Raw genomic sequence first — 22939 nt, 5'->3', positions numbered from 1 at the left:
CGCGACACCCAGGTCAAGGTGAAGAGTGGAGCGCATGTGATCCGAGTACTGGTGGTCGACGACGAAGCTCTCGTCCGTACGGGCTTCACCCACATCCTCAACGCCTCGGACGGCATCCGGGCCGTGGCGGCGGTTTCCGGCGGCCTGGCCGTCCGGACCGTGCGGGAGTTACGTCCCGATATCGTCCTTCTCGACATCCGGATGCCCGATGTGGACGGACTGACCGTCCTGGCCGAGCTCCGCTGTATGCCGGATCCACCAGTGGTGGCCATGCTGACGACGTTCGACGCCGACGAACACGTCGATGCCGCACTGCGGTCCGGTGCCGCCGGTTTCCTCCTCAAGGACACCGATCCTCAGCAACTGCCCCACCTGATCCGCGCTTTGTCCGAGGGCGCAACCGTGCTTTCCGCACAGGTCACCCGCACCGTGGTGGACGCCTACCTCGGCCGCAGCGCCCGCGAACCCTACGCCATCCGTCTTGTCGCCCGGCTGAGCGGGCGTGAGCGCGGGGTCCTCGCCTTGATGGCCGAAGGGCTCTCCAACATGGACATCGGTGACCGGCTCCACCTGAGCACCGGAACGATCAAAGGCCACGTCAGCGCCGTGTTCGAAAAGCTACAGGTCGACAACCGCGTCCAGGCCGTACTGCTGGCCGAGCGTGCGGGTTTGCTCGGCCCGTCCGGGAACGGCGCGACCCGGTGAACCCACGGCATCCGCCTGCCCTGTCACCGGACCTCCGGTTGCGGTCACTGTCCCTCCGCAGAAGGAGGCCGGTCATGAACAAGCGCAACTACGGACTGTATGCACTGGCTGCCGCGATCGTCATCGCCACCGTTCTGATGGTCGGCCCGCCGCTGGAGAACCTGAGCCGGCTCGCCCTCCTCGGCGCCTGCCCCTTGATGACGTTCTTCATGATGCGCGCCATGCACGGCCAGGACACGCATGGCGATCAGCATCGCGGCGACCGGAACGAAAACCCGCTGCACAAGCGCGACCAGCCCACTGGCCCCAGCCGGCCCTGATCCGCGCCCGGGACCCGGGGGCAGGGGTGGAAGCCATGGCCGCCGTGATCGCCGCGCCTGCCCGGGCCGAGATTCCGGCGGTGTCGGTCGACGACATCACCCGGCTGGTCGGGACTTCGGAACGGCACTCGGACAACGGTGTGATCCGGCGTGCGGCCGCCCCGGTGACCTCTTGCCGTGGCGCATCTCGGCGAGCGCCGCGTCGGCGTGCCGGTGACCCCGTCGAGCCAGTCGTCCAGGAGAACCACCCATTCGTCTTCGTGCGACAGCGATTCCCTGGGGTCCTCGACGATCAGGGGCGCGTACAGGCCCCGACTGAGACGGCCGGATCTCTTGCTCCATCAGGTGGGACGTAGCCCAGGGCTTCAGCGCAGTCGTTTGACGTCCGGTTCGTGACGATCGGGCGGCTTGGCGAGGTTGCGGGGACGTGACCGGCACGGGCTTCCAAGATCATGGAGCTCTCGACGCTCTGTGATCAGAGGGGAAGACCGTGCCTGCCGACGCATCATCGGCGTCCCGCCGAAGACGCGTACCTTGCCGGGGAGGTGCCTATGGATGCGGTGAAGTCGCGGGTGAAGTGTGCTTGATCGGCGTAGCCCAGTTCGGCGGCGAGAGCGGACCAGTCCTGCGGGTCGGTGGCCGCACGTGCGGCGGCTTCCTGCATGCGGGCTCGCCGGATCACCCACTTGGGTCGGATGCCGACGTATTCGGCGAACAGCCTCTGCAGCTGGCGCACGCTCATGTCGGCGATCGCGGCCAGCTGGGACACCCGTAGAACAGCAGGGTCGGTGCTGATCGTTTCGACCAGTCCGGCCGCCTTGTCGATGGCAGGGTCGGGCGTGGGCCGGAAGTCGCGCAGGAGCGTGGCTGCGAGGCGGAGCGCGGTGGGTACGCAGGGTTCGGTGATGATGGAGTCTGCTGCTGCCCGCGCTGCCGGGCCGAAGATCTCTTCGATGTCCAGGACTCGGTCGGTGAGGGTGGACACCGGGGCAGTGAGGAAGGGGCGGAAGCCGCCGGGTCGGAATCGCAGGCCGAGGGCCCGGCCGGTGCCAGAGATCTCTCTGGTGAACGTGTCGCTGACGACGCCTGTGATGTGGGCCTGCCCGCCGGTGGTGAAGGTGAGGTGGACCACTGGGTGAGTAAGGACTTGCTGCCGGTGTGGTTTGGTCAGGTCCCAGTGGAGGATCCAGTACCCGTCCAGGAATGGGGTCAGATCCGCCGGAGCCGGCTCGTGGTCGAGTCGGAACCGCTCAGCCGCGGTGCGCGGATGGAGGATGGCCCGCTGTCGCGTTTGTTCAATACCCGTCATTGTCGTCCTGTCTACCGTGTCTGACGGCAACCGGGGAAGGGATGACGTGGAGACGAGATCTGTGATGGCCCGAGCCTCCGAATCGGCGGTGGACATCGTCCGAGGGGTCGGGCCGGACGCGTTCGGCGGGCGCACACCGTGTCCGGAGCTGAAGGTCGGTGCACTCCTGAATCACCTGATTTTCTTCACCGGCGTGCGGGGGCACGCCGCGGGACTGAAGCAGCCGCCGCAGGCTCCGAATGAAGTGGCGGAGGGGCATGACTTCACCGCGGAGCCGGATTGGGCCGAGGCGTATGCCGCCCGGTCGGCGGCGACCGCCGCCGTCTGGAGCGCTCCGGAGGCGTGGGCCGGCGAGACGGCGCTGACCGGGAGCGGGCGGATGCCGGCCCGCTTCATCGGTGGGATCGTACTGGGGGAGTGGCTGCTGCACGGCTGGGACTTGGCGGTGGCCACCGGGCAGAAGATGAACGTGGACGACGAACTCGCGGCAGCACTGTACGAGGACATCGCCGGCAAGGCCGAGATGGCCAGGCAGTACGGGGTGTTCGGCCCTGAGGTCAGCGTGCCGCCGACCGCGCCGCTGTTTGACCGCGCTCTGGGACTGGCGGGCCGTGACCCGTCATGGAAGCGCCCGACTGACCACATGTGAAGGGGCGCAAGCAGCCCCTTGTGGCGCTGCGGATCGCAACCCGCTATCCCTGCTGTGCGCGGGGCGCAGCGGCCGTCAGCGACTGGGACGTCCTCGTCGAGCAGAGAGGCGCTGCATCTCGGCGAGAAATGGTCGCTGCTGACCCTGCGCGACGCCATGAACGGCATCCGGCGCTTCGACGGCTTGCGTCGGCACGTGGGGCTGTCGGAAGCGGTCCTGGCCGATCGGTTGCGCAAGCTGGCCCTGGCAGGAATCCTGGACACCGCCCCTGATCGTGAGCCCGGAAGCCGCACCCGCCGTGAATATCGGCTCACCCGCAAGGGCTGGGACCTCTGGCCGGCGATGATCGCCCTCAAGCAGTGGGGCGACCAGTACACGGCAGACCCGGAGGGCCCTCCGCTGGAGGTCCTGCACCGCGAGTGCGAGTCCGTGCAAGCCGCCGTCGTGTGCCCTGCCGGACACGGACCGCTTGCCCCGCAGCAGGCGTACACACGTCCCGGCGCCTCAGCGCGGCCCGTGGACTGACAGGCTCGGCAGACTGGGACATCGGGTTCATGAACTTCCGGCCCGCGTCGTGGAGTTCGAGGACCTCTCGGACAGGAACACGGGCGCACCCGAGCGCGCCGAGTCCCTGATCTTCACCCTGACCCGCCTGGAAGACGAGCTCCGACCTTGGCGCCAGCGGCGAGGTCACCACGTCACCCTGGTCGCGACCACCTGCCCAAGACAGCCGCAACCAGCCCAACCCCAAGAGCCAGAAGGGCCCTACTGGGCTGCGGCAGGTCCTGACACCGTCCAGCCCGGCGCCTGGGGGTGCGGCGTCCGATCGCCGGGGCGGAGCTCGTCGCCGCAGGCGGAGCAGGTGACAACCGCGGCCAGCTCGTGACCGCAGTGGTGCTCGATCACCATGGGGCGATCACCTTCCGCCCGGAGATGGCGGTCGCCCCATGCCATGAGAGCCATCAGGACCGGGTCCAGCTCCAGGCCGGCCGCCGTGGCCCGGTACTCGAAGCGCTGCGGGCGCTCGCTGTACTTGCTCTTCGTCAGGATCCCGCCCTCCACCAGTCGCTTCAGCCGCGCCGCGAGGACATCACGCGGGGCGCCGGTATTGCGCACGATCTGGTCGAAGCGCCCGTTGCCGAGGAGGACCTCGCGCAAGACGAGCAGGGAGTACTTCTCGCCGACGAGGGCCAGAGTGTCGGCGATGGAGCAGGGGCGCGGATCTTTGGTGGCGGCCATGCCTCCCAGTCTAAAGGTGGGTTTGTTTTTCAAACTCATAGAGCTATGGTGGATCCAGATTCCCAACTCACCAGTAACGTCGCCTCGGTATCACCGGGCAAGGAGGCCGCTACCATGCGTGACGCCGTGATCGTGGAAGCCGTACGGACCCCGGTGGGCAAGGGCAAGCCCAACGGTGCCCTGGCCCATGTCCACCCCGTAGAACTCCTCGCACACACCCTGCGCACCCTCGTCGAGCGCTCCGGCATCGACCCGGCGCTCATCGACGACGTGATCGGCGGCACCGTCGACCAGGTCGGCGAGCAGGCCATGAACACCACCCGGTACGCCGTGCTGTCCGCGGGCTTTCCGGAGACCGTGCCCGCGACCACCGTGGACCGGCAGTGCGGCTCCTCCCAGCAGGCCGTGCACTTCGCCGCGCAGGGTGTGCTGTCGGGTGCGTACGACATCGTCGTGGCCTGCGGCGTGGAGTCCATGAGCCGTGTGCCCATGTGGTCGAACGTGCCCGTCGGCAAGGACCCCTTCGGGCCCGGAGTCGCCGCGCGCTACCCGGACGGCCTCGTCCCCCAGGGCATCAGTGCCGAGCTGATCGCCGCGAAGTGGTCGCTCACCCGGGAGCAGATGGACGCCTTCGCCGTGTCCTCGCACCACAAGGCCGGGGCCGCTTGGGACGCCGGCCTGTTCAACGCCGAGACGGCACCGCTGGAGGGCCTCACACGCGACGAGTCAATGCGGCCGTCCAGCACCCCCGAGATCCTCGCCGGTCTCAAGCCCGCCTACTACGACCCCAGCTTTGCGGAGCGGTTCCCGCAGATCGGCTGGAACATCACCGCCGCCAACGCGAGCCCGATCAATGACGGTGCTTCGGCGGTGCTCATCACCAGCAGTGAGACCGCGGAGCGCCTCGGCCTGCGTCCACTCGCTCGGCTGCACAGCTTCGCGGTCACGGGTTCCGACCCCGTCCTCATGCTCACCGGAGTCATTCCCGCCACCGAGAAGGTGCTTCACAAGGCGGGTCTGACGATCGATGAGATCGACCTCTTCGAGGTGAACGAAGCCTTCTCCAGCGTCGTCCTGGCCTGGCAGCAGGAGACGGGCGCCGACCTCGCCAAGGTCAACGTGCACGGAGGCGCAATCGCCATCGGCCACCCGCTGGGCGCGAGCGGGACCCGGCTGACGACCACCCTCGTGCACGCGCTCCGCGCGCAGGGAGCACGGTACGGCCTGCAGACGATGTGCGAGGCGGGCGGACTCGCCAACGCGATGATCCTTGAGGCGGTCTAGCTACTTGCCCCTGAAAAAGGGTTTGGGCTGGTGACGGGGCCGGCCCTGGAGGACGGCGCTGTGCCGCTGGCCTGTCGGCAGCCTGTCCCTCATCAGCTGAGGACGGTCATCCGCTGGAGGTTGTGGGCGAAGATCCCCAGTCCGGCCCAGGTCTGGGCGTCGGCCAAGCGGCGCAGGCGCGTGCGACGGAAACCGAAGCCGCGCTTGAGGTGACTGATGCGGGCCTCGATGTCGACTCTCCAGTTGCGCATCCGACGGGGTGGGCGGCTCTGTTCGTACTCACGCCGTGCCTGGCCAGGCTTCCCTGCGCGTTGCAGGCTGATCCGCTGGACACCGAGTTCAGCCGGGGCCGGATCGCCGCGGTGCCGAAGCCGCGGTCGGCGACGACGGTGCCGGGCGGGCGGCGAGGGATGTAGCGCGCTCCACCGAAGGAACCAGTTGCGGCGCATCGGCCGGATTCCCGCGCTGGACCTGGTGGCCGACGATGAAGCCGCGTTCGTCCTCGGTCACAAGCGCGGTGTAGCCGAAGTGGGCGGGATGCTGGCTTGCCCTTGCTGGATCGGCCGGGCGGCGGGGTCGGCCAACGAGACCAGCCGGTAGGGAATGGTTCGGATGCCCGCCAGCCGCAAGGCGGTCTGCTCCAGCAGTCGGCAGGTGCCCGCCGCGGTCACGGAAGCGGGTGCGCCTGGTTGTTCCGGACGCCTTGATCCGCCCCACCAGCCGGCCCAGTTTACGTACCCCGTGTTCGAGCAGGTCGGCGTCCGTGGGGTGGTCGATGTCTGCTTCCAGCACGGTCGTGTCGATGCGCAGCTTGCGGCATCGAAGCAGCTTGCCCGGCAGGGCCGCGTTCAGTTCTTCCACCGTCTGCGGTCCACTGCGGCGAACCAGCTTGATCAGCGTGGTCGGGTGCGGCACCGGGGAAGTCAGCGGGATGCGGCAGAACCGGCGCCAGCTCAACGAGTCCGCGACCTCACGGCACAGGGGGCCAGGGACGGCCAGGGCGTCCCACACGATGAGCAGGGCCGGATGTGTCTCCGACAACCGCCGCGCCCGACCCGGCGCCGACGCCGCGCGGGACTGCGCCGCCTCGAACGCGATCCGGCCGTCGATCACGACGACGGCGTCACCGTCGAGGACCACGCCCGGCGGTAGCTCCATTCCGGCGAGCGCGATGTCCATCCGGGAGGACGTCACTTCCCGCCCAGACCGCGCCTGGAGCCGTACCGTGTCCGCCGTCTGCCGCAACACTGTCCGATGGCCGCCGTTCTCCAGACTTTGCCATGTCCATGAGGCGTGAGCCCCTCGATACGGACTGAGGTGCGTGTGGGTGCCTCGGCCTTGCTGCCCACCAGCGGGGCAGAGGCGGCCAGGCCCTCGTCGAGTTCGCGACTGGAGCAGTCGTGACGGCCGCGTCCGCGAGCAGACGCCGGGAATCAAACTCAATTCCGCGAACACATAACATAATGATCTGCACCTATTGTGACTTTTTATGCGATGACGCTCGCCCTGGTGTCAGGCTGGTAGGCGGGGCGGATGGAAGGGACTGCGGTCGTGAGTGATGGGCAGAGCGGACTTCCCCGGTTGCTGACGGCAGCGGAGACGGCGGCGCCGGTGGATGCCGTCGGCGTGATCGCGGAGGACCTGCGACGGCGCTTCGAGGCCACGAAGGTCTCTTTCCTCATCGTGGACCTGACAGGGAAGGCGGTGGCACGGCTGTCGACCGCCCCTGCGGAGGATGGGCGGAAGGTGGAGCGGATCCCCTTGTTCGGCAGTGTCTACGAGGAGGTGATCCGTACACAGCGGCTGTATCAGGAGGCGACCGGTCAGGGGCAGAGGGTGATCGTGCCGGTCACCAACCGGGGGGATGCGATCGGGCTGCTGGAACTGCTCCTGCCGGTCGATCCCGGCAAGGACGTCCTTGACGAGGTCGGGGAAGCCGCCCACATCCTGGCCTACATCGTGATCGCCAACGGGCGCTTCACCGATTTTTACACCTGGGGCAAACGCACCAGACCGCCCACCCTGGCAGCAGAGATCCAGTACCAGCTGCTCCCCTCGTCGCTGTCGTGCGAGGCCGCGCAGTTCACGCTGTGCGGGAGCCTGGAACCCTCCGAAGACCTCAGCGGCGACACCTTCGACTACACCCTGGACCGGGACACACTGCATGTGTCGGTGACCGATCCCATGGGCCACGACATCGATGCCGCACTGGCCGCCACGGTCCTGGTGAGCGCCCTGCGCGGCGCCCGCCGCGCAGGAGCCGGCCTGGCCGAACAGGCACACCGGGCCGACCAGGCACTCGTCGACCACGGCCACGGGCACGCAACCGGGCAGCTGCTGCGCATCAATCTCCACACCGGGCAGGCTCAGTTCGTCAACGCCGGACACCCCTGGCCACTGCGCATGCGTCAAGGCACCGTGGAGGTGGTCGCCTGCGAGGTCGACCATCCCTTCGGGATGTCCGAGTTCGCGACCCACCCCTACCGCGTTCAGGACCTCGATCTGCGCCATGGTGACCGTCTGCTCATCTTCACCGACGGCATGATCGAACGGCACGGGGAGAAGGTCGATCTGCGCGCCCTGCTGGAGCGCACCCGAGGCCTGCACCCGCGGGAGACCGCGTTGATGCTGACATCCGCAGTCCGGGACGCTGCCCACGGCCGACTCGAAGACGACGCCACCGTGATGTGTCTGGACTGGCACGGCCCCCAGGAGACCCAACGACACGTCAGCTCCGGCGCGGACGTCCAACAAGCCTCAGCCAGCCGCACGAAGCAGCAGCCGTGATCCGAGTGCTCTGCTGGACGGTGCCGGGCTGCCGCCAAGTAGCTCTCGCGTCGCACCGCCTCGTGGAAGCCTGGGTTCTTGCCCTTCCTCAGCCGCTGCGGGCGCCCCCGGGACGTCCCCGGATGAGACATCACGAGGCGTCTGGAGAACCGTCGAGTTTGATCTCACACCACCAGCCCGGCCCCGTCGGCAGCGCAGGTGCTGGTTGGGCAAGTGCGACATCGACGGGGAACTCCACGTCACAAGGCTGGAGCGGATCACTTCCGTCCGCCTGTCGAAACAGAGCGAGGACAGTGGGCCGATCGTGATGGGCACAGGACGCCGCAGCGTGTTTGACCTCGTCCGCAAAGACGAGCGATGTCGATCGCGGGATGTCGCAACCGAACACTCTCCCAGCGGCATGTAGGAGGCATGAGGCGACAACTCCCCGATCGGCTGGTCCTTGCTGGCCTACGCGCTCGCCGCGCCACAAAGCGCACCAGGACCGAACTGGCGAAGCGCCGGGCGCGCGTCCGGCGAAGGGAACGTGCCCAGCGTGGGCCATGAGAGCTTTGATCGTGGCTGGCGCCCTTGTGGCGCTTGGCGCCCTGCCCTGGTTGGTTTGGCGCGGCTTGTACTTCATTGACAGCCAGTACATCGACGATACCGAACTGGCCAAGGGGTCTGCAGCCCTCGAGACCGGCCTTCGTACCGCTGTAGTTGCGTGCGTGGTGAAGTGTGGGCCTCTGACAACTCCGAAAGCGGGCAGCGATTCTTCCGATGACCGCACAGTCCGCTTGTCCTGAGCGTGGCGGTCCCGAGACCGCCTCGGTCCTGGATGTCTCGCTGTTTAAGCCTTCTCTCGCCGAAGCGGTCTTCAGGGACGTGACCCCGATGCAGGTCTCTCGGTCGGCCGCGTGGGCTGCCGCGTCGGTGACGCAGACAGTGCTGACGGAGATCATCGACGGAGCGAGGAAAGCGGCGGCGGAAGAGGCCCGGAAGAAGCTGATTCCCGGGGACCTTCTCTCGGCGATCGACCGGAACGTCGAGCTCGAGGTGGGGACCAAGTGGTACGACCACGGCCCGACGTTTCAAGGCCTGACCGGTGTCCTGTACGACGCCGAGGATGTCATGGTGCCTTCTCGTAAGCGCAGCAGGTCGCGCAAACCGAGTGCCGTGGTCGGCGCCCACAGGTTCGAGGCCGGGGTCAAGAAGCTTCTGTGGAGCCGGGGGACGACGGCCGTCCCGGCGATGGTCCGCGACTTGGACGCAATCGCGAGCGTGTTCCTGACGGACCTCGCCCGGGACGCGGCCATGGTCGTCCGCGAGGGTGGGGTCAAACGTTTCGGTACGGTCACCCTAGTGATGTCGGGCGAACCGGCCCCACTCCCGTTCCTCAAGGATTCCCTCCGGGCCCTGTCCGCCCGCAGGGGGACGGGCGGACCATCGGCAGGGATGACATCCTGGCCGCCACCAGGATGCAGTTGTTCCGCGGCAACCTCAGGCAACGAGCCCTCACCGAAGCACGCGAGGCGACACAGAACACTTCGGCCGGCTGAGCGGGTGCGACCCACATCGCCGCCTCACCCTCATCTGCTACCGCAGACTCGCCAAATGAGATGGTAGTGAACGTCGTCGTCCGCCTGCGAGGTGACCGGCACCGCTCGAGCTTGCCATGGCCTGCACGGAACACTTTGGGCTGGCCACGCCCGGGGCCGATACGCTCGGGACAAGATCGCCAGGCTGGCACTATAGGGTGCGGGCATGACGAGCGCTCTCCCGCCCTTCATAGCGGAGGCAGCTGCCCTGTCTGTCGCTGGAGTTGGGCTATGCCGGTACCAGTTGGGTGCCTCCTTGATCGGTGCGGGAGCGGATGCCACCGTCGTCATCGTCGAGGCTGGGGATGATCCCGGAGTCAGCGGCGTGCAGGATGCCGTGAAGGTACTTCTGCACGGGGAGGTGGTGCCGGAGCTCGATAGTCGAATCGATCAACTCCCGGCTCCGCAAAGCCATCCGCAACCGCGGCCACTTCCCTTCGGAACAAGCCGCGTTGAAGGTTCTCTGCCTCGCAGTCGGCGAGCAGATCAACCCCAAAGCGCGCGACGCGAACCACGTCGCCGCACACTGGGAATTGGCACTGAACCAGTTCTCACTCTTCTTCGAGGACCGGCTCAGCATCCAATGAAACCAACCGACTTACACAAGATCACTGACACGCCCTGGTCTCTTCGCCCAGGTCGAGGTAGTGGCCCGGCGATCCGGACACGGCGCGGTGCTGGACACATGGGGTGAGGACTTGCACCTGATGCGACCACAGTAGGAGCGCGGTCACCGACCTCATGGCGGGGACCAGTTGTTGCGCGGCCGTCGTATCGTTCCGTGATTGGACGCTGGGCCTGGTGGTAGCGATGCCAGGCTCAGCGTGCGGTGTGCTCGGATTTGGCAAAGTTGATCAGCGCTGCTTGCGGCTGGCGATGTAGTCGAGCCAGTCCCGCTTGGCGTATCCGGTCCAGCGGGTGGAGTTGCTGATGCTGGTGCCGGTGAAGTCGGCGAGGACGGATGCTGGCAGGTCGGTGGCCAGCGCGAGACGAGCGCTGTTACGGCTTGCGAGGGGTGCGATGCCGTGTCGGCGGAGCTTCAAGTAGAGGTAGGTAGCTCCGAGAGCACGGGCGGGCTCCTGCCCGGGAACAGCCATGGTGTTGTGCTGGCCGTCTGATCGAGCTGCCAGCGTTTCTGGCGCTGGTCGCGCAATGCGCGAACCAGCTGGGCGACTTCGGGCGGCAGCGGAAGACGATGACCGCCGAGGTTGAGCGCCACCACCGTGTCGTCGTCGATGACGTCGTGCACGGTGAGTTCGAGCAGTCTGGTGTACTGCAGCCCGAAAAGGAGTGCCAGGGCGCCGGCCGTACGGACATCGAGAGGCAGCGCATCGTCGCCGAGACACCGCTGCAGGTGTTCGGCCTGGTCCTCGTCCGTGCTGAAGACGCTGGGTGCGGCGACAGGGGCCCTGGGGACTACGAGCTCGCCGACCAGGCCCCGGCCTCTCGCCCAGGTGACGAAGGAACGCACTTCACGACGTTTCTCAGGCCCTTCCTCCAGCCGCGTCTCGAGTTCTGGCTGTGTGAGCTCCCCGAGAGGGATGCTGCGCTCGTCGAGCCGGTCGAGCCGTTCCAGGGCTCGGCGCAGTCGCGATCGCATCTGGTGCTGCGTGCAGGCGCGTAGCGGGCGGTGCCGGTGGGTCCGGCGGATGCGGTGCAGCAGATGCCAATGGGTGAAAGGGGTGAGCACCTTGCGCTGCGGGAGCGGTGCCTGCGCTGTACACGATCTTTCAGGCGGACCCCTGATGGGGGCGGTACTACGGAGACGGTACGGTCGAGCCTCGGAGGATGAGCCTGCTGGTCAGCATGACTTGGTGGTCCTGGGGGCTCCCGCCCTCGATGATCGCGCGCAGGGCCCTGCCCGCCGCGTCGCCGAGTTCGCGAGCGGGGAGGCTCACGCTGGTGAGGCTCGGGCTCAGATGGCGCGAGTACGGGAGGTCGTCGAAGCCGGCGACTGCGAGTGCGTCGGGGACGCTCACGCCGGCCGCGCGGGCGGCTGCAAGGATCCCGTATGCGTGGGTGTCGGTGCAGCCGACCGCAGCGCTGACGCCGGCTGCCTGCCATGCGGGCCAGGCTTTCGCGAAGGCGCCGGCGGCATCGTCGACCGTGGTGAGCGAGCTGGCCCGATGGCAGGGCTCGAGCCCCAGATCCGCTGCCGTGTCGCAGAACGCCTCGCGCCGAACCCGGAACGTCTCCACCTCGACGACGCTGTCGAGGTAGGCGACGCGCCGGTGGCCGAGGTCCGCGAGATGGCGGGCCAATTCGGCTGCGCCGCCCGCTACGTCGAGGTTCACGGTGGGCCAGGCGGTGCTGAGCCCGGGGGCGTCCAGCAGAACGGCCCGTGTTCCGGCGGGAAGGCTCGCGACCAGTTCCGCGTTCGGGGCGTCGATGAGCAAGCCGGCCGGGCGCTGCGAGATCAGGCGGGGGATGCTCGCAGGGTCGGTCGGGCTGCCGGGGTCGCCCACGGACAACAGCAGCTCGTACCGATCACCGAGCGCCGCCCGGACGGCGGAGATCAGCTCGGCGTAGAAGGGGTTGGTGATGTCCGTCGCGATGAGTACGACCACGGGGCTGAACCCCTTGGAGAGGGAGCTGCCGGCACTGTCCACCACGTAACCCAGGTGTGCGACTGCCCGCTCGACCTTCTCCCTGTTCGCGGCAGAGACACGCCCGCGCGCTTTTCCGCTGACCACGAGTGAGACGGTGGCGGTCGAGACCCCTGCCTCGCGCGCGACCATCGCCGCCGTCACGCGAGGAGGTCCGCCGTTCGCGGGGCGGGGCGCACTGCCGTCAGCCGTATCCATGCGCCGCATTGTATCGGGGCGTCCTGACCTGCGCCGTCGCGAAGTTAAACGCTTGACGTCAAACGCTTGACGTGAATTTGCGCCGGTGTCACAGTGATGTGACCCCCCTGGCTGCCTGTGGCAGCCCCTGTCCCCGACGACGTGGAGCAGCGCGATGCCCCTTTCCCCGAACGAATCCAGTCCGCGAAAGATCATCCTGGACTGCGACCCCGGCCACGACGACGCCGTGGCACTCCTTCTGGCCCACGGAAACCCGGGCATCGAGCTGCTCGCCGTGACGACCGTGGTCGGCAATCAGACACTGGAGAAGGTCACACGCAACGCGCTGTCCGTGGCTGCCGTGGCCGGTATCACCGGGGTCCCGTTCGCAGCCGGCTGTTCCCGCCCGCTGGTCCGCCCGATCGAGATCGCGCCGGACATCCACGGCGATTCGGGTCTCGACGGGCCCGACCTTCGCAAGCCGACGTTCGAGCTCGATCCGCGTCACGCCGTCGACCTCATCATCGACACGGTCATGGCCCACGAGCCCGGAACCGTGACCCTCGTCCCCACGGCGGGACTGACGAACATCGCGATGGCCGCCCGCAAGGAGCCGCGGATCGTCGAGCGGGTCCGCGAGGTCGTCCTGATGGGCGGCGGATACCACGTGGGCAACTGGAGCGCCGTCGCCGAGTTCAACATCAAGATCGACCCCGAGGCAGCTCACATCGTCTTCAACGAGTCCTGGCCTGTGGTCATGGTCGGCCTCGACCTCACGCATCAGGCCCTCGCGACGCCGGACGTGGTCGAGCGTTTCGCCGCCATCGGCACGGGTCCCGCGAAGTTCGTCGTCGAGCTGATGGACTTCTTCGCGGCGACGTACAAGGACGCCCAGGGCTTCGACCACCCGCCCGTGCACGATCCGTGCGCCGTCGCCTACGTCATCGACGCCACGGTCATGACCACCAAGCGCGTCCCCGTGGACATCGAACTCACCGGCACGCACACCCTCGGCATGACGGTCGCCGACTTCCGTGCCCCGGCACCGGAGGACTGCAACACCTCGGTGGCCGTCGAGCTGGACCGGGAGCGGTTCTGGGACCTCGTCGTCGACGCCGTGAAGAACATCGGCGAGCCGTCCTCGGAGGTGTCGGCAGCATGAGCGTGCAGACGACCCCGAGCACCGGAACGTCGGTGACGAGAACCGGGGCCCTGACCGTAGCGCTCCTTGCGGCGTGCGTGGCCTTCCAGCTGAACGCATCGATGCTCAGCCCCGCGCTGGTGTCGATGCAGCGCGAGCTGCACACCGACCAGGCCGTGATCGACCTGTCCCAGACATGGTTCTTCACAGCCGCAGCGCTCTTCTCCCTGTTCCTGCCGCGGCTGAGCGACATCGTGGGCCGCAAGCGCATCCTCGTCGGGATGATGGTGCTCATGGCCGCGGGCTCCGTGATCGCTGCCGTGGCCCCCAACGTGAGCTGGCTCTTCGTGGGGCGCATCATCCAGGGTGTGTCCGGTCCCACGGTCCCGCTGTGCCTCCTGATGCTCCGGTCCGCCACGCAGGATCCGCGACGCTACGGGGCGCTTCTGGGCGTCATCACCGCCGTCAACGGCGGCGTGGCCGGGATCGACTCGTTCATCGGCGGCTACTTCACCGAGCACTTCGGCTTCCGCAGTCTCTTCTGGATCATGACGGTCCTCGCCGTCGTCGCCGCCGTCCTCGTCTCGGCCATGGCACCCGAGTCCCGCCCGGCAGCCGGCACGTCGATGGACTGGGCCGGGGTGTTCTGCATCGTCGTCGCCGTCGGCGCCGTACTTGTCGCGCTCAACCAGGCAGCCGGTCTCGTCGGCGCGTTCGACATCGGCACGCTCCTCGTCTCGGTACTGCTGGTCGCCCTTGGCGCCGCGGCCTTCGCCGGCTTCTGGGCAGTCGAGAAGCGGGCGGCCCAGCCCATGGTCGAGATCGTGCACCTCCGCCAGCGCGCGACGTGGGCTCCGCTGCTGACGACCGTGATGACCATGACCGGCATCTTCGCAGTGATCAACGGGATCGTGCCCGCCTATGTCCAGGCTGCTGCGCCCGGCTTCGCGGTCGGCCCCACGGAAATGTCTTTGATCATCCTCACCCCCTACGCCCTGCTCGGCTGGGTGGTCGGCCCGTTCAGCGGCCGCCTCGCACCCGTGCTCGGCTACGGAAACATGCTGCGGATCGGTCTGATCGGAAGTCTCGTGGCGCTGGCGGTCATCGCGTTCCTGGGGCTGTCGAGCCTTCCCGTCATGGTGGTGGGCACAGCACTCCTGGGCATCGCGTACGCGGGCACCGCGAACATCATGCTCAACGGGCTCGGTATCGTCCTCTCCCCGAAGGCCAACCCCGGCTTTCTGCCCGGCATGAACGCCGGCGCGTTCAATCTCGGCGCCGGCCTGAGCTTCCTCGTCCTGCCCGCAGTCCGCCAGGCCACGGAGTCGCTCGGTGACACCCGTACCTCGTACCTGATCGTCGTCCTGGCCGGCTTCGTCGTCACCCTTGCGGCACTTGCCGCGTCGTTCCTCATCCCGCGCCCGGCGGAAGCCGAAACGCTGCGCTGACCTGCAACACCGTCGGATTGCCCACGCGGATCCGACACCTCCGACCCTGAAACGGCCGGATGTCCGTGGAGCCCTGGGCACCGATCGCACCGGAGCCCAGGGCGCAGATGATGGCCGGTCCTCTCTCAGGGCAGCAGGGAACCATCCCAGCGGCCGGCGCTCGCTTCGCAGGCAGAGCGAGCCGAGGCCCAGGAGCGGACATCCAGGCCGACGCCGGCGGCTTCGACCTCCACCACGGCGCTCCCGAGTTCTCCAAGGACGAGGACGAGGACGTGGCCGAGGCCCGGGGCACTCACCCAGGTGGCAGGCCGGCTGCTCCGGGGAGCGCTCGCAGAGCGGCCCGCGCCAGCCGGAGTGCTGCCCGGCACCCATCGCATTGATTGATCGAACGGAAAACACCATCACATGGACACGACAGCCTCTTCCCACACCACGGACACCGTATGTGTGGTCGGTTCCATCAACGCGGACCTGAGCGTCGTCACGGAGCACCTGCCCCAGCCGGGACAGACCGTCCGCGGCGGCGGACTGGTGGTCGGCTCCGGCGGCAAGTCGGCCAACCAGGCGGTGGCTGCGTCCCGCCTCGGCGCATCCGTGAGCATGGTGGGTGCGGTCGGCCACGACGAGCACGGCGGAATCCTGCGCGACGCGCTCGAGCGGGATGGGATCGACATCACCCGGGTGCGGTCCTTCTCGGACGTCGCCACCGGCACGGCGTTGATCACCATCGACCGCGAAGGCGAGAACACCATCGTCGTCTCCCCGGGAGCCAACGGCGTGCTGGGCGAGCGCGACGTCGAACTCGCCCAGGAGACCATCGCCCGGGCAGCGGTACTCGGCCTCGCCTTCGAAGTCGACGACCGGGTGGTCCTCACCGCGGCTCGGATCGCCCACAGCTCCGGAGGCCGGGTCGTGCTCAACCCCTCGCCTTATCGCACACCGCATCCGGACCTGCTGGCCATGGTCGACCTGCTGGTGGTCAACGAACTCGAACTCGCCGACATGGTGGGGGCCGACGTGACCGCAAAGCCGTGGGAAGACATCTGCCGTGCGCTGTTCGAACGCTTCGGTATCCGCAGCACGGTGGTGACCGCGGGAGCGCGCGGCGCGGTGGTGCTGAGCCATGGCGACGGCACCGGCCCCGACGCCCAGGCCCACGTCGTCCCCATCGCCGCGATCACCGTCGACGCCGTCGACACCACCGGTTGCGGGGACGCCTTCCTCGGAGCGGTACTCGCGGGGCTGGCCGACGGCCGTACCGTCGTCGACGCCGCGCACAAGGCAGCAGCGGTCGCCGCCTATGCCGCCACCCGCCGCGGAGCCCAGAGCTCCTACCCGACCGACGCCGAAGTGCAAGCCCTGCTCGGCTCACTCGACCACGACGCTGCCCCTGCCTGGGCACACTGATCCGGCGACTGACCTGACACTCAGGAACAGGTAGATCCTTTTCACGGAAGACGCGCCCGCGGTAGACAGTCCGTGGCCCGGTGCAGGACCTCGCTCTCCTGCTCCAGCAGCTTGATCCGACGACGCGAAGTGGCAAGCGCATCAGGTGGGACAGCAAGCTGGTGCAGGGGCAGGTTGCGGAGACCGGTCGCGCGGGCGGCCCGGATACGGTCTTCGGCCCGGGCTCGCAGCCGGTGACGGAGTTCGAGCCCGGAGATCGGCTGGTCGGGGGTGTTGGTCGCGAAGCACGTGATTCGCATGCCGTCCGCGTCCGTGATCCTCAGCTGGGACCCGGGACGCGGCCGCTCCTTTCGGACGATAAGCCGCATGCCTTCGGCCAGCCGTCCAGCAGCCTGCCGGTGAGATCGGCGACCCATACGCCGTCGCGGACCGTGCCGTCGGCCTCAACGGCTGGCGTCCAGGCCGAGGCCGGGATCTGCAGAAGGTGCTGGTGGATGGTGCCGGTGATCACTATGCCGACCGAGTAGGACAGCCATCGGCTAGGTTTCGCGAGCCAGGACACAAAGTTGTGGGTGTCGCCGGTGGAGTCCGTGCGGATCAGCGTCTGTCGCCCTCGCCGGTACTTCTTCGGCAGCTGGGCGAGGGCTAGTTGGGCGGTGGTGATGGATGAGGTCGATTCCGACGGAGCACGTTTCCGCCGGACGAACCACGATGATGTGGCCTTCGTCGGCCAGGTCAGTGAATACCTCGCCTGATTCAGCGGACCACGTGGCGAGCCATGCTGGGCCAACGGGCACGTCCGGTTCGGCGGGCGGGCGGGGACGGGAAGACCGGTACTGGAAACGGTGCACGGCGTCCCGTCCCCGACCCAACATCTCCCACTGCCCGGCGACGGGACTTCAGCCCTCTTCCAGGTGATCAACCAGAGGTATCTGAAGTCGAGCACGATTCTCACGACCAATGTCGGTATTGCCAAAGCGCACATGTTCCGGCGAGCCTGTGTCAGGCAGCGCCGAAACGAGGAACCCGGAGGTGCCACGCGCGTTCGTGGGTCGCCGTGATAGTCGGTACCCGCAGGACGGGTGGACGTGGAACGCTGTCCCTCATGAGCGAGTCCACCCCCTATGACCTCGACCGAGCCGCATACACCCGCGAGGCACGGGCGCGACTCGTGCTCGCGGACAACGCCACGGAGGTGGCTGACGCCGCCAGCGGTCTGGTCAGTACCCGAAACGATGACGACACAGGATTGGGTGGTCGAGTCAGCCAAGCGCGGCAGCTCATCGAACTGGCTGAGCACACTTTGAAATCGGCTGTCGTCTACGAGGTCGAGCGGGGCAGCTCCTGGGCGCAGATCGCCGCCTACTTGGAGATCAGCGCCGAAGAGGCCGAAGAGCGGTACGCCGCTGATGTCCAAAGGTGGAACCGGGCTTTCGAGGAGCCCTACCGTCTGGATGAGACGGGGCGCAAACGCATCCCGCAGCTACCCACCGCGGCCTACGACCCGTCCTGGGCTTGCACTCAGCTGGACCGGTGGGCCTTCGTCCGGCACGTCGGAATCGATGACAGAGAGGCCGTCAGCGCCGGCCTCGCCATGAGCGAGACCACGGCCGAGAGGGCTGCGCCAGAGGAAAGGAACTGAACGATGGCAGTATCAGGGCTTGACCCTGAGAGGGGTGCCCGGATCTCGGCCTTGACTGATGAGCTCCGCCAGCTGATGACGTCTGGGACCGAGATGTCGGCCATCCAGTCCCTCCTGAGTGCGCGGAACGTCGGGGGGATGGACTCCATCATCGTCACCCGAGAACTGCTCGGTGCCGGCACGGGAGACCTTGCGTTGGCAAAGACCCTGGTGCTGGCGACTCCGTCGCGGCATGCCGAGCGGCAACAGCATCAGCGGCTCGTTGACGACCTGCTCGTCGCGCTCGACGAGATTGACTTCCATGCCTAGCGTCCCCGCCCCGGCGGATTCGCATGATTGTCGCAACGTTGCAGGCTCAGAGTGTCAGAGCCTCAGTGAACGCTTGGGCGGGGGTCTGCCAACTCAGCTTCTTGCGGGGTGCGGCCTGCGCGCGGCCGGGGTGTCGGTGAAGGTCATAGACAAACAAGAGGGGCCGGCTGCGACTTCGCGAGCCATTGGCCTGCAGCCGCGAGGTTCGGAGGTCCTCGATCGACTCGGCGCTCTGGACCGTTTGCCGGAGCGGTCGGTTCAGGTGGCGGAGTTCGTCACGCACCTAAACGGTCGGAGTCTGCTCCGCTTGGCAGTCGATGCCAACGGGACGTTGGCGAGTTACCCCGTGCTGGTCAATTCGCAGGCGGAGGTGGAGGCGCATCTGCGGCACCGACTGGCTGCACTGGGCGTTGAGGTGGAGTGGGGGCAGGAACTCCTCGAGGCAACTCGGCAACTCGGGATGCTCTCGCCGACACAGCCTTCGCGGGCTCGACGGCCCCGTACCCGGACACGTTCTCACTGGTCATCGATGCATCTTCCATGATCGGGAGTTACAGCGAACGTCTTACAGTCCCCGCACGGGACCTCCGGGAACGACGAAGGACCGCCAGACGGGCGATCCTTGCGACACGAATTCGAATATGCCTGAATATAGGCTCATTTTTAGGGATCATATGAAGTCAGGGATGGCCCGCCTTAACCCCCGTCGTGGCGGGTCATCCCTGCGTTCCAGGGCCAGCGCATCTCGAGCTGGTCGAGTTCGGCACGGCGTTTACCTGGCAGGCAGCGGCAACTGCCCGCCTCTCGGCGACGCGTCGAGGAGCGCCAGCCACAGACAGGCGCTCCTCACGGTGTTGGCGTTGTAGAGCCCGATGTTCTAGCCGATCAGTGGTGGGTGGAGCGGCGGGGGAGTCATGCACACGAGTTCGACGCGGCCTGAACCGCGGACATGGTGACGAACGCTGGAGTCGTCGCAGAACGCTATCGCGGATCTGTTTGCCGGCTCGTAGGGCGGCCAGGTCGTGGAAGACGTAGCCCGGTCCCGCCAGAGCGGATCCGGGACCGGGCTACGGCTGAGGACTCTGGAGCGGGCAGCGCAAGCCGGAGCCCTCAGCGCTCGCGTTTCAGGTTCGGGCCCGTGTACGCGATTCATGGTGAAACGATCTCCAGAGCTGACGGACACGCTCCGAGCAGGTGGAGGCCACAGTGAGAACGCGCGCTGTTCGCTCCTGCATCGGCCAGCCGACCATGCCGCGTGGCTCCGCTTGACACCCGCCGTCTGGCGAGGCTGCGCTCCTCTCAGGTGTGGCCGGTTTAGCGAACGGTGGCCTGGACTGGCTGGTCAGGCTGCCTGACTGGTGGTCGTGGGGCGGTCGTCGAGAACGATGGTGGTGACCTGGGCGCCGTCGAGCCGGGTGCGCGTGGTGTCGGTGACGGCCATCCGGGCGCGTTGGTAAACAGCGCACGCCAGCGCCCAGGTCGCCACGTCTTTGTCTACCGAAGCGTGGTCGTCGCTGACCTTGCGCTTGGTGACCAGGACTGCCAGGACGGAGCGGCCGGACAGAGACGTCTCGATCATTCCGTCGTCGAGGTCGTTGATCCGATCGGGGAGGCGGAAGTGGGGGTGCTGGGAAGTCTGTTCGATCAGGAACGACCAGGTGTCCCGATGGCAGATCACGCGGGCCGAAGCGATGGCTGCGGCCCGCAGCACGCTTTCCAAATGCTGAGCGCGGTCCTCCTCACGCTGCCGTTCGGCATCCCCCGAGGCCGGGGCCGCTGAGCCTGCCGAAGGCTCTGCCGAGGTGGCGTCAACCGCTGGAGAGACCTGCGTAGCGGATGCTGGCGCGGTGACGACCTCCGGCAGCCCGTCCCGGGCCCGCTGTTCTTCCTCGCCGTCACTGACCGGGCCAGGGATCTCATTCACTGCCTCTTCCCTCCACCCGTCACCCGCTTCGACGTCCGCCACATCCAGCGGCCGCGGTTCGCGCTCCACAAGCTCCAAAGACGACCCACGCTCCGCGACGCGCGCCGGGTCCGCCGCACCCAGGATGTGCGAGAAGGCCTGCGCGAGCTCCCGCCGCAAGGCCTCAACGCCAGTACGCGCATCCGCCAGATCGGTAAGCATCTTCTCCTGGCGGCGCCGCAGCTCCCGGTTCTCCTCACGTAGCCCTGCGGTGCCCTGCTGAACCGTCTCCAGCACCTTGCGGCGCAGGTCTTCCTGGTCCTTGCGCAATCCCGTCAGTCCGGTCGAAGAGTCGTGCACCGCCTGTCGTATGTCGCCGAGCTCGCCCAGAATCCTCTCGAAGTCCCGCCGTGCCACGCAGCCCCCTCGCAGTTGACCAGTCAACCAGCCCATCCCTCCCCATACAGGCATCAGCTAACGCGGCGGTTTCCGGCCCCCCTCGTCCATGGACTGCCGGGCAGTCAAGGCCAGGGGACACTTCCCCAACGAGCAGGCCGCCCCCTGCTGGAGATCCATCAGGCTGCGCACCCGCGCCGCGAGGTCGCCCATGTCCGTGGTGACCTCGCCCGCCGCGGTGGTCCAGTTGCCCGGCATGAAGTCCACACCGGTCACCGGCACCGGACCGACCGGGATCGCCGCACGCTGGGGAAGAGGTAGGCGCATCAGGCCGCCACTTTTCCGATAGGACTGGCCATGGCGTAGCAGGGGCTGGGGCAGGTGAGCCGGCGTCGGCCGGTGACCTGCGGCTTGGGGAACTGCGGCGCCGCTGATGGGCGGGCAGGGGCTTTGCATGTGACGGGCACGATGTGTCTCCTGTTGACGGATGGTGAGTTTCTGCGCTGCGGTGGGGCTTCGCGCGGCGCCTGCTGCTCAGGCTTGAGGCGGTGTGCCTGCCCGGTGACGGGCGAGTGCGAGGTCGTCGAGGCTGACGACGGTGTAGGCGCGCAGTCGGCGGACGAGCTGGGAGGCGAGGTACCAGCGCAGACCGGGATGTCCGTAGGGCAGCGCCTCCCGGTCGTCGGTGGGTAAGGCGTGCAGGCCGCCGTGGGTGTACTGGTAGGGGGTGCCGATGACACCGGAGAGCGGGGCGCTCTGGGTGAGGAACACGGTGGGCCGGCTCTGAAGGTGCGGGCACTGCTCGGCCGCGGTCCGGGCGTGCCGGACGCATACCGGCGGCTGCGCGGTGCGCACGCCGGCTCCGGCGGGCTGTGCTTCGTGGGGGCCGGCGAGGAAGAGGTAGCCGTGGTCGGTGCGGGCGGGCTGGGCGCAGACCTGGCAGCGCAGCTGCTCCATGCATTCGCGCTGCCGTGAGGGGTGCACCATCCGCCACCGCGGCCGTCCGGTGGGCAGGTTGTCGGGGCCGATGTTCTGGGAGCAGCGTCCCCACAGCACGCCGCGCAGGTCACGGTCCCCGTTCTGCTCGTTGCGGTAGGCGAGTTGAAGACGGCCGTCGGGGCCCTGGGTGCCGTGCAGGGAGGCGAGCAGGTCGGGGTGTTCGCCTTCACGGCCAGTGATGTAGGGCACCAGCCGGGTGGTACTCGGGTCGGCGGGACGGGCAGGCATACGAACGAATCCTCATTTAGTGGATGACGGAACTGGAGCAGCAGCCGCTGGGGCCGGGCCGGGAACGGCACCCCGCCGCGGATGCTGCGCCTGGTGCCGGTGTGGGTGCTGCGCCCGGTGCGGTTGTGGCCGCTCTGGGTTGGGGCCCGCCCCGAGGCTCGACCTGTCCAGGGTTGGGGCTCGGGGCGGGTGCTGTAGCCCCGTCCCGCCGGAGTCCTTCCTGGCCGTCCGGCGGGACGGGAGATTCGGGGTGGGTGCGACCCTGACCCTGCGGTCGCCGTGGGGCCCCGGCATGGTCCGGAGCAGTAGGCAGAGCGTGGTGGCTGGTCAGCGATGGCGGCGGACAGTGTTCGCGCAGCGGGCGTGGATGTGGCCGGCGCGTGCTGCGCCGCCGCTGGGGCTGATGTGGTCGTAGGGGATGGTCTGGTCGCCGGGGTGGAAGGGCTGATCGCAGGCCAGACACATCGCCACCCCCGCCAGGGCGTCGTGGTGGTCGCACAGCGCGGCCAGGGCCCGCGCGAGGCGGCGCGCGTGGACGAGCAGGCCGTGCCGGTCGAGTGCGGGCTGAGCACTGAGTCGCTTACGGGCCCTGGCGGTGCAGGCGAGGGCGACGTAGCGAGGCACGTCCTCGGCCGGCCGCAGGGCGGCCGCCTGTTCGACCTGAGTGATGAGCAGTCGGGTGTGCGTGCGCAGGAAGTCGGTGAGCGCTGCCAGTTCGTCGTTGGTGAGGGGGAGGGCTTGTTGGTGGGGGAGGAGCAGGCCGATGTTCCAGCGGATCGTGGCAGTGTCGACCGGGTGCGTGCCGGTGGAGGG

At 68.0% G+C, this 22939-nt stretch carries 22 protein-coding genes and 4 pseudogenes; 14 read left to right on the top strand and 12 right to left on the bottom strand.

From position 1 onward, the window contains the following. Nucleotides 1–36 precede the first annotated feature (36 nt). Nucleotides 37–705: a response regulator gene (locus FNH09_RS13510; RefSeq protein ID WP_162468533.1), complete on the top strand. Its 669-nt coding sequence runs from the start codon at nucleotides 37–39 to the stop codon at nucleotides 703–705. Nucleotides 706–779: 74 nt separating this feature from the next. Further along, nucleotides 780–1025, top strand: a complete 246-nt coding sequence (locus FNH09_RS13505) for a DUF2933 domain-containing protein (RefSeq protein ID WP_152887506.1) — start codon at nucleotides 780–782, stop codon at nucleotides 1023–1025. A gap of 505 nt (nucleotides 1026–1530) precedes the next feature. On the opposite strand, the gene FNH09_RS13500 is transcribed toward FNH09_RS13505, so the two are convergent. Continuing rightward, entirely contained in the window at nucleotides 1531–2430 is a 900-nt protein-coding gene (locus FNH09_RS13500; RefSeq protein ID WP_238426655.1) for a helix-turn-helix domain-containing protein, read from the bottom strand. Here FNH09_RS13500 and FNH09_RS13495 point away from each other — a divergent pair. Both FNH09_RS13495 and FNH09_RS13490 read left to right on the top strand, forming a co-directional pair. Continuing rightward, on the top strand, nucleotides 2423–2983 hold the full coding sequence (locus tag FNH09_RS13495; RefSeq protein ID WP_162468532.1) for a TIGR03086 family metal-binding protein: 561 nt from the start codon (nucleotides 2423–2425) through the stop codon (nucleotides 2981–2983). The two genes, FNH09_RS13500 and FNH09_RS13495, sit on opposite strands and share 8 nt — an antisense overlap. 111 nt (nucleotides 2984–3094) lie before the next feature. Then, entirely contained in the window at nucleotides 3095–3508 is a 414-nt protein-coding gene (locus FNH09_RS13490) for a winged helix-turn-helix transcriptional regulator (protein WP_238426657.1), read from the top strand. Nucleotides 3509–3748: 240 nt separating this feature from the next. On the opposite strand, the gene FNH09_RS13485 is transcribed toward FNH09_RS13490, so the two are convergent. Beyond that, nucleotides 3749–4222: a winged helix-turn-helix transcriptional regulator gene (locus tag FNH09_RS13485; protein ID WP_152887500.1), complete on the bottom strand. Its 474-nt coding sequence runs from the start codon at nucleotides 4220–4222 to the stop codon at nucleotides 3749–3751. 114 nt (nucleotides 4223–4336) lie between these two features. On the opposite strand from FNH09_RS13485, the gene FNH09_RS13480 reads away from it, so the two are divergent. Then, nucleotides 4337–5506: a thiolase family protein gene (locus FNH09_RS13480; RefSeq protein WP_152887498.1), complete on the top strand. Its 1170-nt coding sequence runs from the start codon at nucleotides 4337–4339 to the stop codon at nucleotides 5504–5506. A 92-nt stretch (nucleotides 5507–5598) separates the two neighbouring features. Here FNH09_RS13480 and FNH09_RS13475 read toward each other — a convergent pair. Further along, a pseudogene (locus FNH09_RS13475) lies at nucleotides 5599–6487 on the bottom strand (transposase); the annotation flags it as partial. Nucleotides 6488–7117: 630 nt separating this feature from the next. Between FNH09_RS13475 and FNH09_RS13465 the strand changes: the two are divergent. Beyond that, on the top strand, nucleotides 7118–8293 hold the full coding sequence (locus tag FNH09_RS13465; RefSeq protein WP_162468538.1) for a SpoIIE family protein phosphatase: 1176 nt from the start codon (nucleotides 7118–7120) through the stop codon (nucleotides 8291–8293). A 759-nt stretch (nucleotides 8294–9052) separates the two neighbouring features. Further along, nucleotides 9053–9831 (top strand): annotated as a pseudogene (locus tag FNH09_RS13455) (hypothetical protein). Between the two features lie 268 nt (nucleotides 9832–10099). On the opposite strand, the gene FNH09_RS46680 reads toward FNH09_RS13455, so the two are convergent. Continuing rightward, on the bottom strand, nucleotides 10100–10264 hold the full coding sequence (locus tag FNH09_RS46680; protein WP_156110815.1) for a hypothetical protein: 165 nt from the start codon (nucleotides 10262–10264) through the stop codon (nucleotides 10100–10102). Between FNH09_RS46680 and FNH09_RS50140 the strand changes: the two are divergent. Beyond that, nucleotides 10242–10457, top strand: a pseudogene (locus FNH09_RS50140) (transposase); the annotation flags it as partial. The gene FNH09_RS46680 and the pseudogene FNH09_RS50140 sit on opposite strands and share 23 nt — an antisense overlap. Before the next feature lie 267 nt (nucleotides 10458–10724). Here the strand turns inward: FNH09_RS50140 and FNH09_RS48455 are convergent. The 3 genes from FNH09_RS48455 to FNH09_RS13440 form a co-directional block, all read right to left on the bottom strand. Then, nucleotides 10725–10913, bottom strand: a complete 189-nt coding sequence (locus FNH09_RS48455; protein ID WP_238426653.1) for a hypothetical protein — start codon at nucleotides 10911–10913, stop codon at nucleotides 10725–10727. Continuing rightward, nucleotides 10910–11560, bottom strand: coding sequence for a hypothetical protein (locus FNH09_RS13445; RefSeq protein ID WP_238426652.1), 651 nt, complete (start codon nucleotides 11558–11560; stop codon nucleotides 10910–10912). Before FNH09_RS13445 ends, FNH09_RS48455 begins: the two co-directional genes overlap by 4 nt. 67 nt (nucleotides 11561–11627) lie before the next feature. Continuing rightward, nucleotides 11628–12674, bottom strand: coding sequence for a LacI family DNA-binding transcriptional regulator (locus tag FNH09_RS13440; protein WP_202919662.1), 1047 nt, complete (start codon nucleotides 12672–12674; stop codon nucleotides 11628–11630). 154 nt (nucleotides 12675–12828) lie between these two features. Here FNH09_RS13440 and uriH point away from each other — a divergent pair, with 154 nt between their 5' ends. The 3 genes from uriH (at nucleotide 12829) to FNH09_RS13425 (ending at nucleotide 16649) form a co-directional block, all read left to right on the top strand. Beyond that, the gene (gene uriH, locus FNH09_RS13435) at nucleotides 12829–13815 is read left to right on the top strand and encodes a uridine-preferring nucleoside hydrolase UriH (protein WP_152887492.1); all 987 of its coding nucleotides are present in this window, start codon (nucleotides 12829–12831) and stop codon (nucleotides 13813–13815) included. Next, complete coding sequence (gene uriT, locus FNH09_RS13430) at nucleotides 13812–15242, top strand: uridine transporter UriT (RefSeq protein WP_152887490.1); 1431 nt, start codon at nucleotides 13812–13814, stop codon at nucleotides 15240–15242. Before uriH ends, uriT begins: the two co-directional genes overlap by 4 nt. A 405-nt stretch (nucleotides 15243–15647) precedes the next feature. Continuing rightward, a complete protein-coding gene (locus tag FNH09_RS13425) occupies nucleotides 15648–16649 on the top strand; it encodes a ribokinase (protein ID WP_152887488.1) in 1002 nt (333 codons plus the stop codon). Between the two features lie 152 nt (nucleotides 16650–16801). Here the strand turns inward: FNH09_RS13425 and FNH09_RS13420 are convergent. Next, nucleotides 16802–17313 (bottom strand): annotated as a pseudogene (locus FNH09_RS13420) (transposase); the annotation flags it as partial. 441 nt (nucleotides 17314–17754) lie between these two features. Between FNH09_RS13420 and FNH09_RS13410 the strand changes: the two are divergent. From FNH09_RS13410 to FNH09_RS13400, 3 genes are all read left to right on the top strand, one after another. Next, entirely contained in the window at nucleotides 17755–18291 is a 537-nt protein-coding gene (locus FNH09_RS13410) for a hypothetical protein (RefSeq protein ID WP_152887486.1), read from the top strand. Between the two features lie 138 nt (nucleotides 18292–18429). After that, a complete protein-coding gene (locus tag FNH09_RS13405) occupies nucleotides 18430–18600 on the top strand; it encodes a hypothetical protein (RefSeq protein ID WP_238426651.1) in 171 nt (56 codons plus the stop codon). Then, nucleotides 18524–19144 (top strand): FAD-dependent oxidoreductase, encoded by a 621-nt coding sequence (locus FNH09_RS13400; RefSeq protein ID WP_338017560.1) that lies wholly within the window; start codon nucleotides 18524–18526, stop codon nucleotides 19142–19144. Before FNH09_RS13405 ends, FNH09_RS13400 begins: the two co-directional genes overlap by 77 nt. A gap of 798 nt (nucleotides 19145–19942) precedes the next feature. On the opposite strand, the gene FNH09_RS13395 is transcribed toward FNH09_RS13400, so the two are convergent. The 4 genes from FNH09_RS13395 to FNH09_RS47050 all read right to left on the bottom strand — a co-directional run. After that, the gene (locus tag FNH09_RS13395) at nucleotides 19943–20920 is read right to left on the bottom strand and encodes a hypothetical protein (RefSeq protein ID WP_152887481.1); all 978 of its coding nucleotides are present in this window, start codon (nucleotides 20918–20920) and stop codon (nucleotides 19943–19945) included. 57 nt (nucleotides 20921–20977) lie between these two features. After that, nucleotides 20978–21226: a hypothetical protein gene (locus FNH09_RS13390; protein ID WP_152887478.1), complete on the bottom strand. Its 249-nt coding sequence runs from the start codon at nucleotides 21224–21226 to the stop codon at nucleotides 20978–20980. A gap of 207 nt (nucleotides 21227–21433) precedes the next feature. Next, nucleotides 21434–22126, bottom strand: a complete 693-nt coding sequence (locus tag FNH09_RS13385; protein ID WP_152887476.1) for a hypothetical protein — start codon at nucleotides 22124–22126, stop codon at nucleotides 21434–21436. 327 nt (nucleotides 22127–22453) lie between these two features. After that, nucleotides 22454–22939 (bottom strand): DUF6415 family natural product biosynthesis protein (locus FNH09_RS47050; RefSeq protein ID WP_162468531.1); only part of this gene is annotated, 486 nt, incomplete at its 5' end.

This window comes from Streptomyces adustus, from assembly GCF_009377175.1.
Classification (GTDB): Bacteria; Actinomycetota; Actinomycetes; order Streptomycetales; family Streptomycetaceae; genus Streptomyces; species Streptomyces adustus.
The sequence above is the reverse complement of the archived record's forward strand: the minus strand, read 5'-3'. Positions and strand labels throughout refer to the sequence as shown.

Coding starts and splice junctions, on each gene's coding strand:
- FNH09_RS13440 (WP_202919662.1), bottom strand. CDS start 12,674: ATGGATACGGCTGACGGCAGTGCGCCCCGCCCCGCGAACGGCGGACCT.
- FNH09_RS13390 (WP_152887478.1), bottom strand. CDS start 21,226: ATGCGCCTACCTCTTCCCCAGCGTGCGGCGATCCCGGTCGGTCCGGTG.
- FNH09_RS13410 (WP_152887486.1), top strand. CDS start 17,755: ATGAGCGAGTCCACCCCCTATGACCTCGACCGAGCCGCATACACCCGC.
- FNH09_RS13500 (WP_238426655.1), bottom strand. CDS start 2,430: ATGTCCACCGCCGATTCGGAGGCTCGGGCCATCACAGATCTCGTCTCC.
- FNH09_RS13505 (WP_152887506.1), top strand. CDS start 780: ATGAACAAGCGCAACTACGGACTGTATGCACTGGCTGCCGCGATCGTC.
- uriT (WP_152887490.1), top strand. CDS start 13,812: ATGAGCGTGCAGACGACCCCGAGCACCGGAACGTCGGTGACGAGAACC.
- FNH09_RS13405 (WP_238426651.1), top strand. CDS start 18,430: ATGGACTCCATCATCGTCACCCGAGAACTGCTCGGTGCCGGCACGGGA.
- FNH09_RS13480 (WP_152887498.1), top strand. CDS start 4,337: ATGCGTGACGCCGTGATCGTGGAAGCCGTACGGACCCCGGTGGGCAAG.
- FNH09_RS13425 (WP_152887488.1), top strand. CDS start 15,648: ATGGACACGACAGCCTCTTCCCACACCACGGACACCGTATGTGTGGTC.
- uriH (WP_152887492.1), top strand. CDS start 12,829: ATGCCCCTTTCCCCGAACGAATCCAGTCCGCGAAAGATCATCCTGGAC.
- FNH09_RS13485 (WP_152887500.1), bottom strand. CDS start 4,222: ATGGCCGCCACCAAAGATCCGCGCCCCTGCTCCATCGCCGACACTCTG.
- FNH09_RS13400 (WP_338017560.1), top strand. CDS start 18,524: ATGCCGAGCGGCAACAGCATCAGCGGCTCGTTGACGACCTGCTCGTCG.
- FNH09_RS13385 (WP_152887476.1), bottom strand. CDS start 22,126: ATGCCTGCCCGTCCCGCCGACCCGAGTACCACCCGGCTGGTGCCCTAC.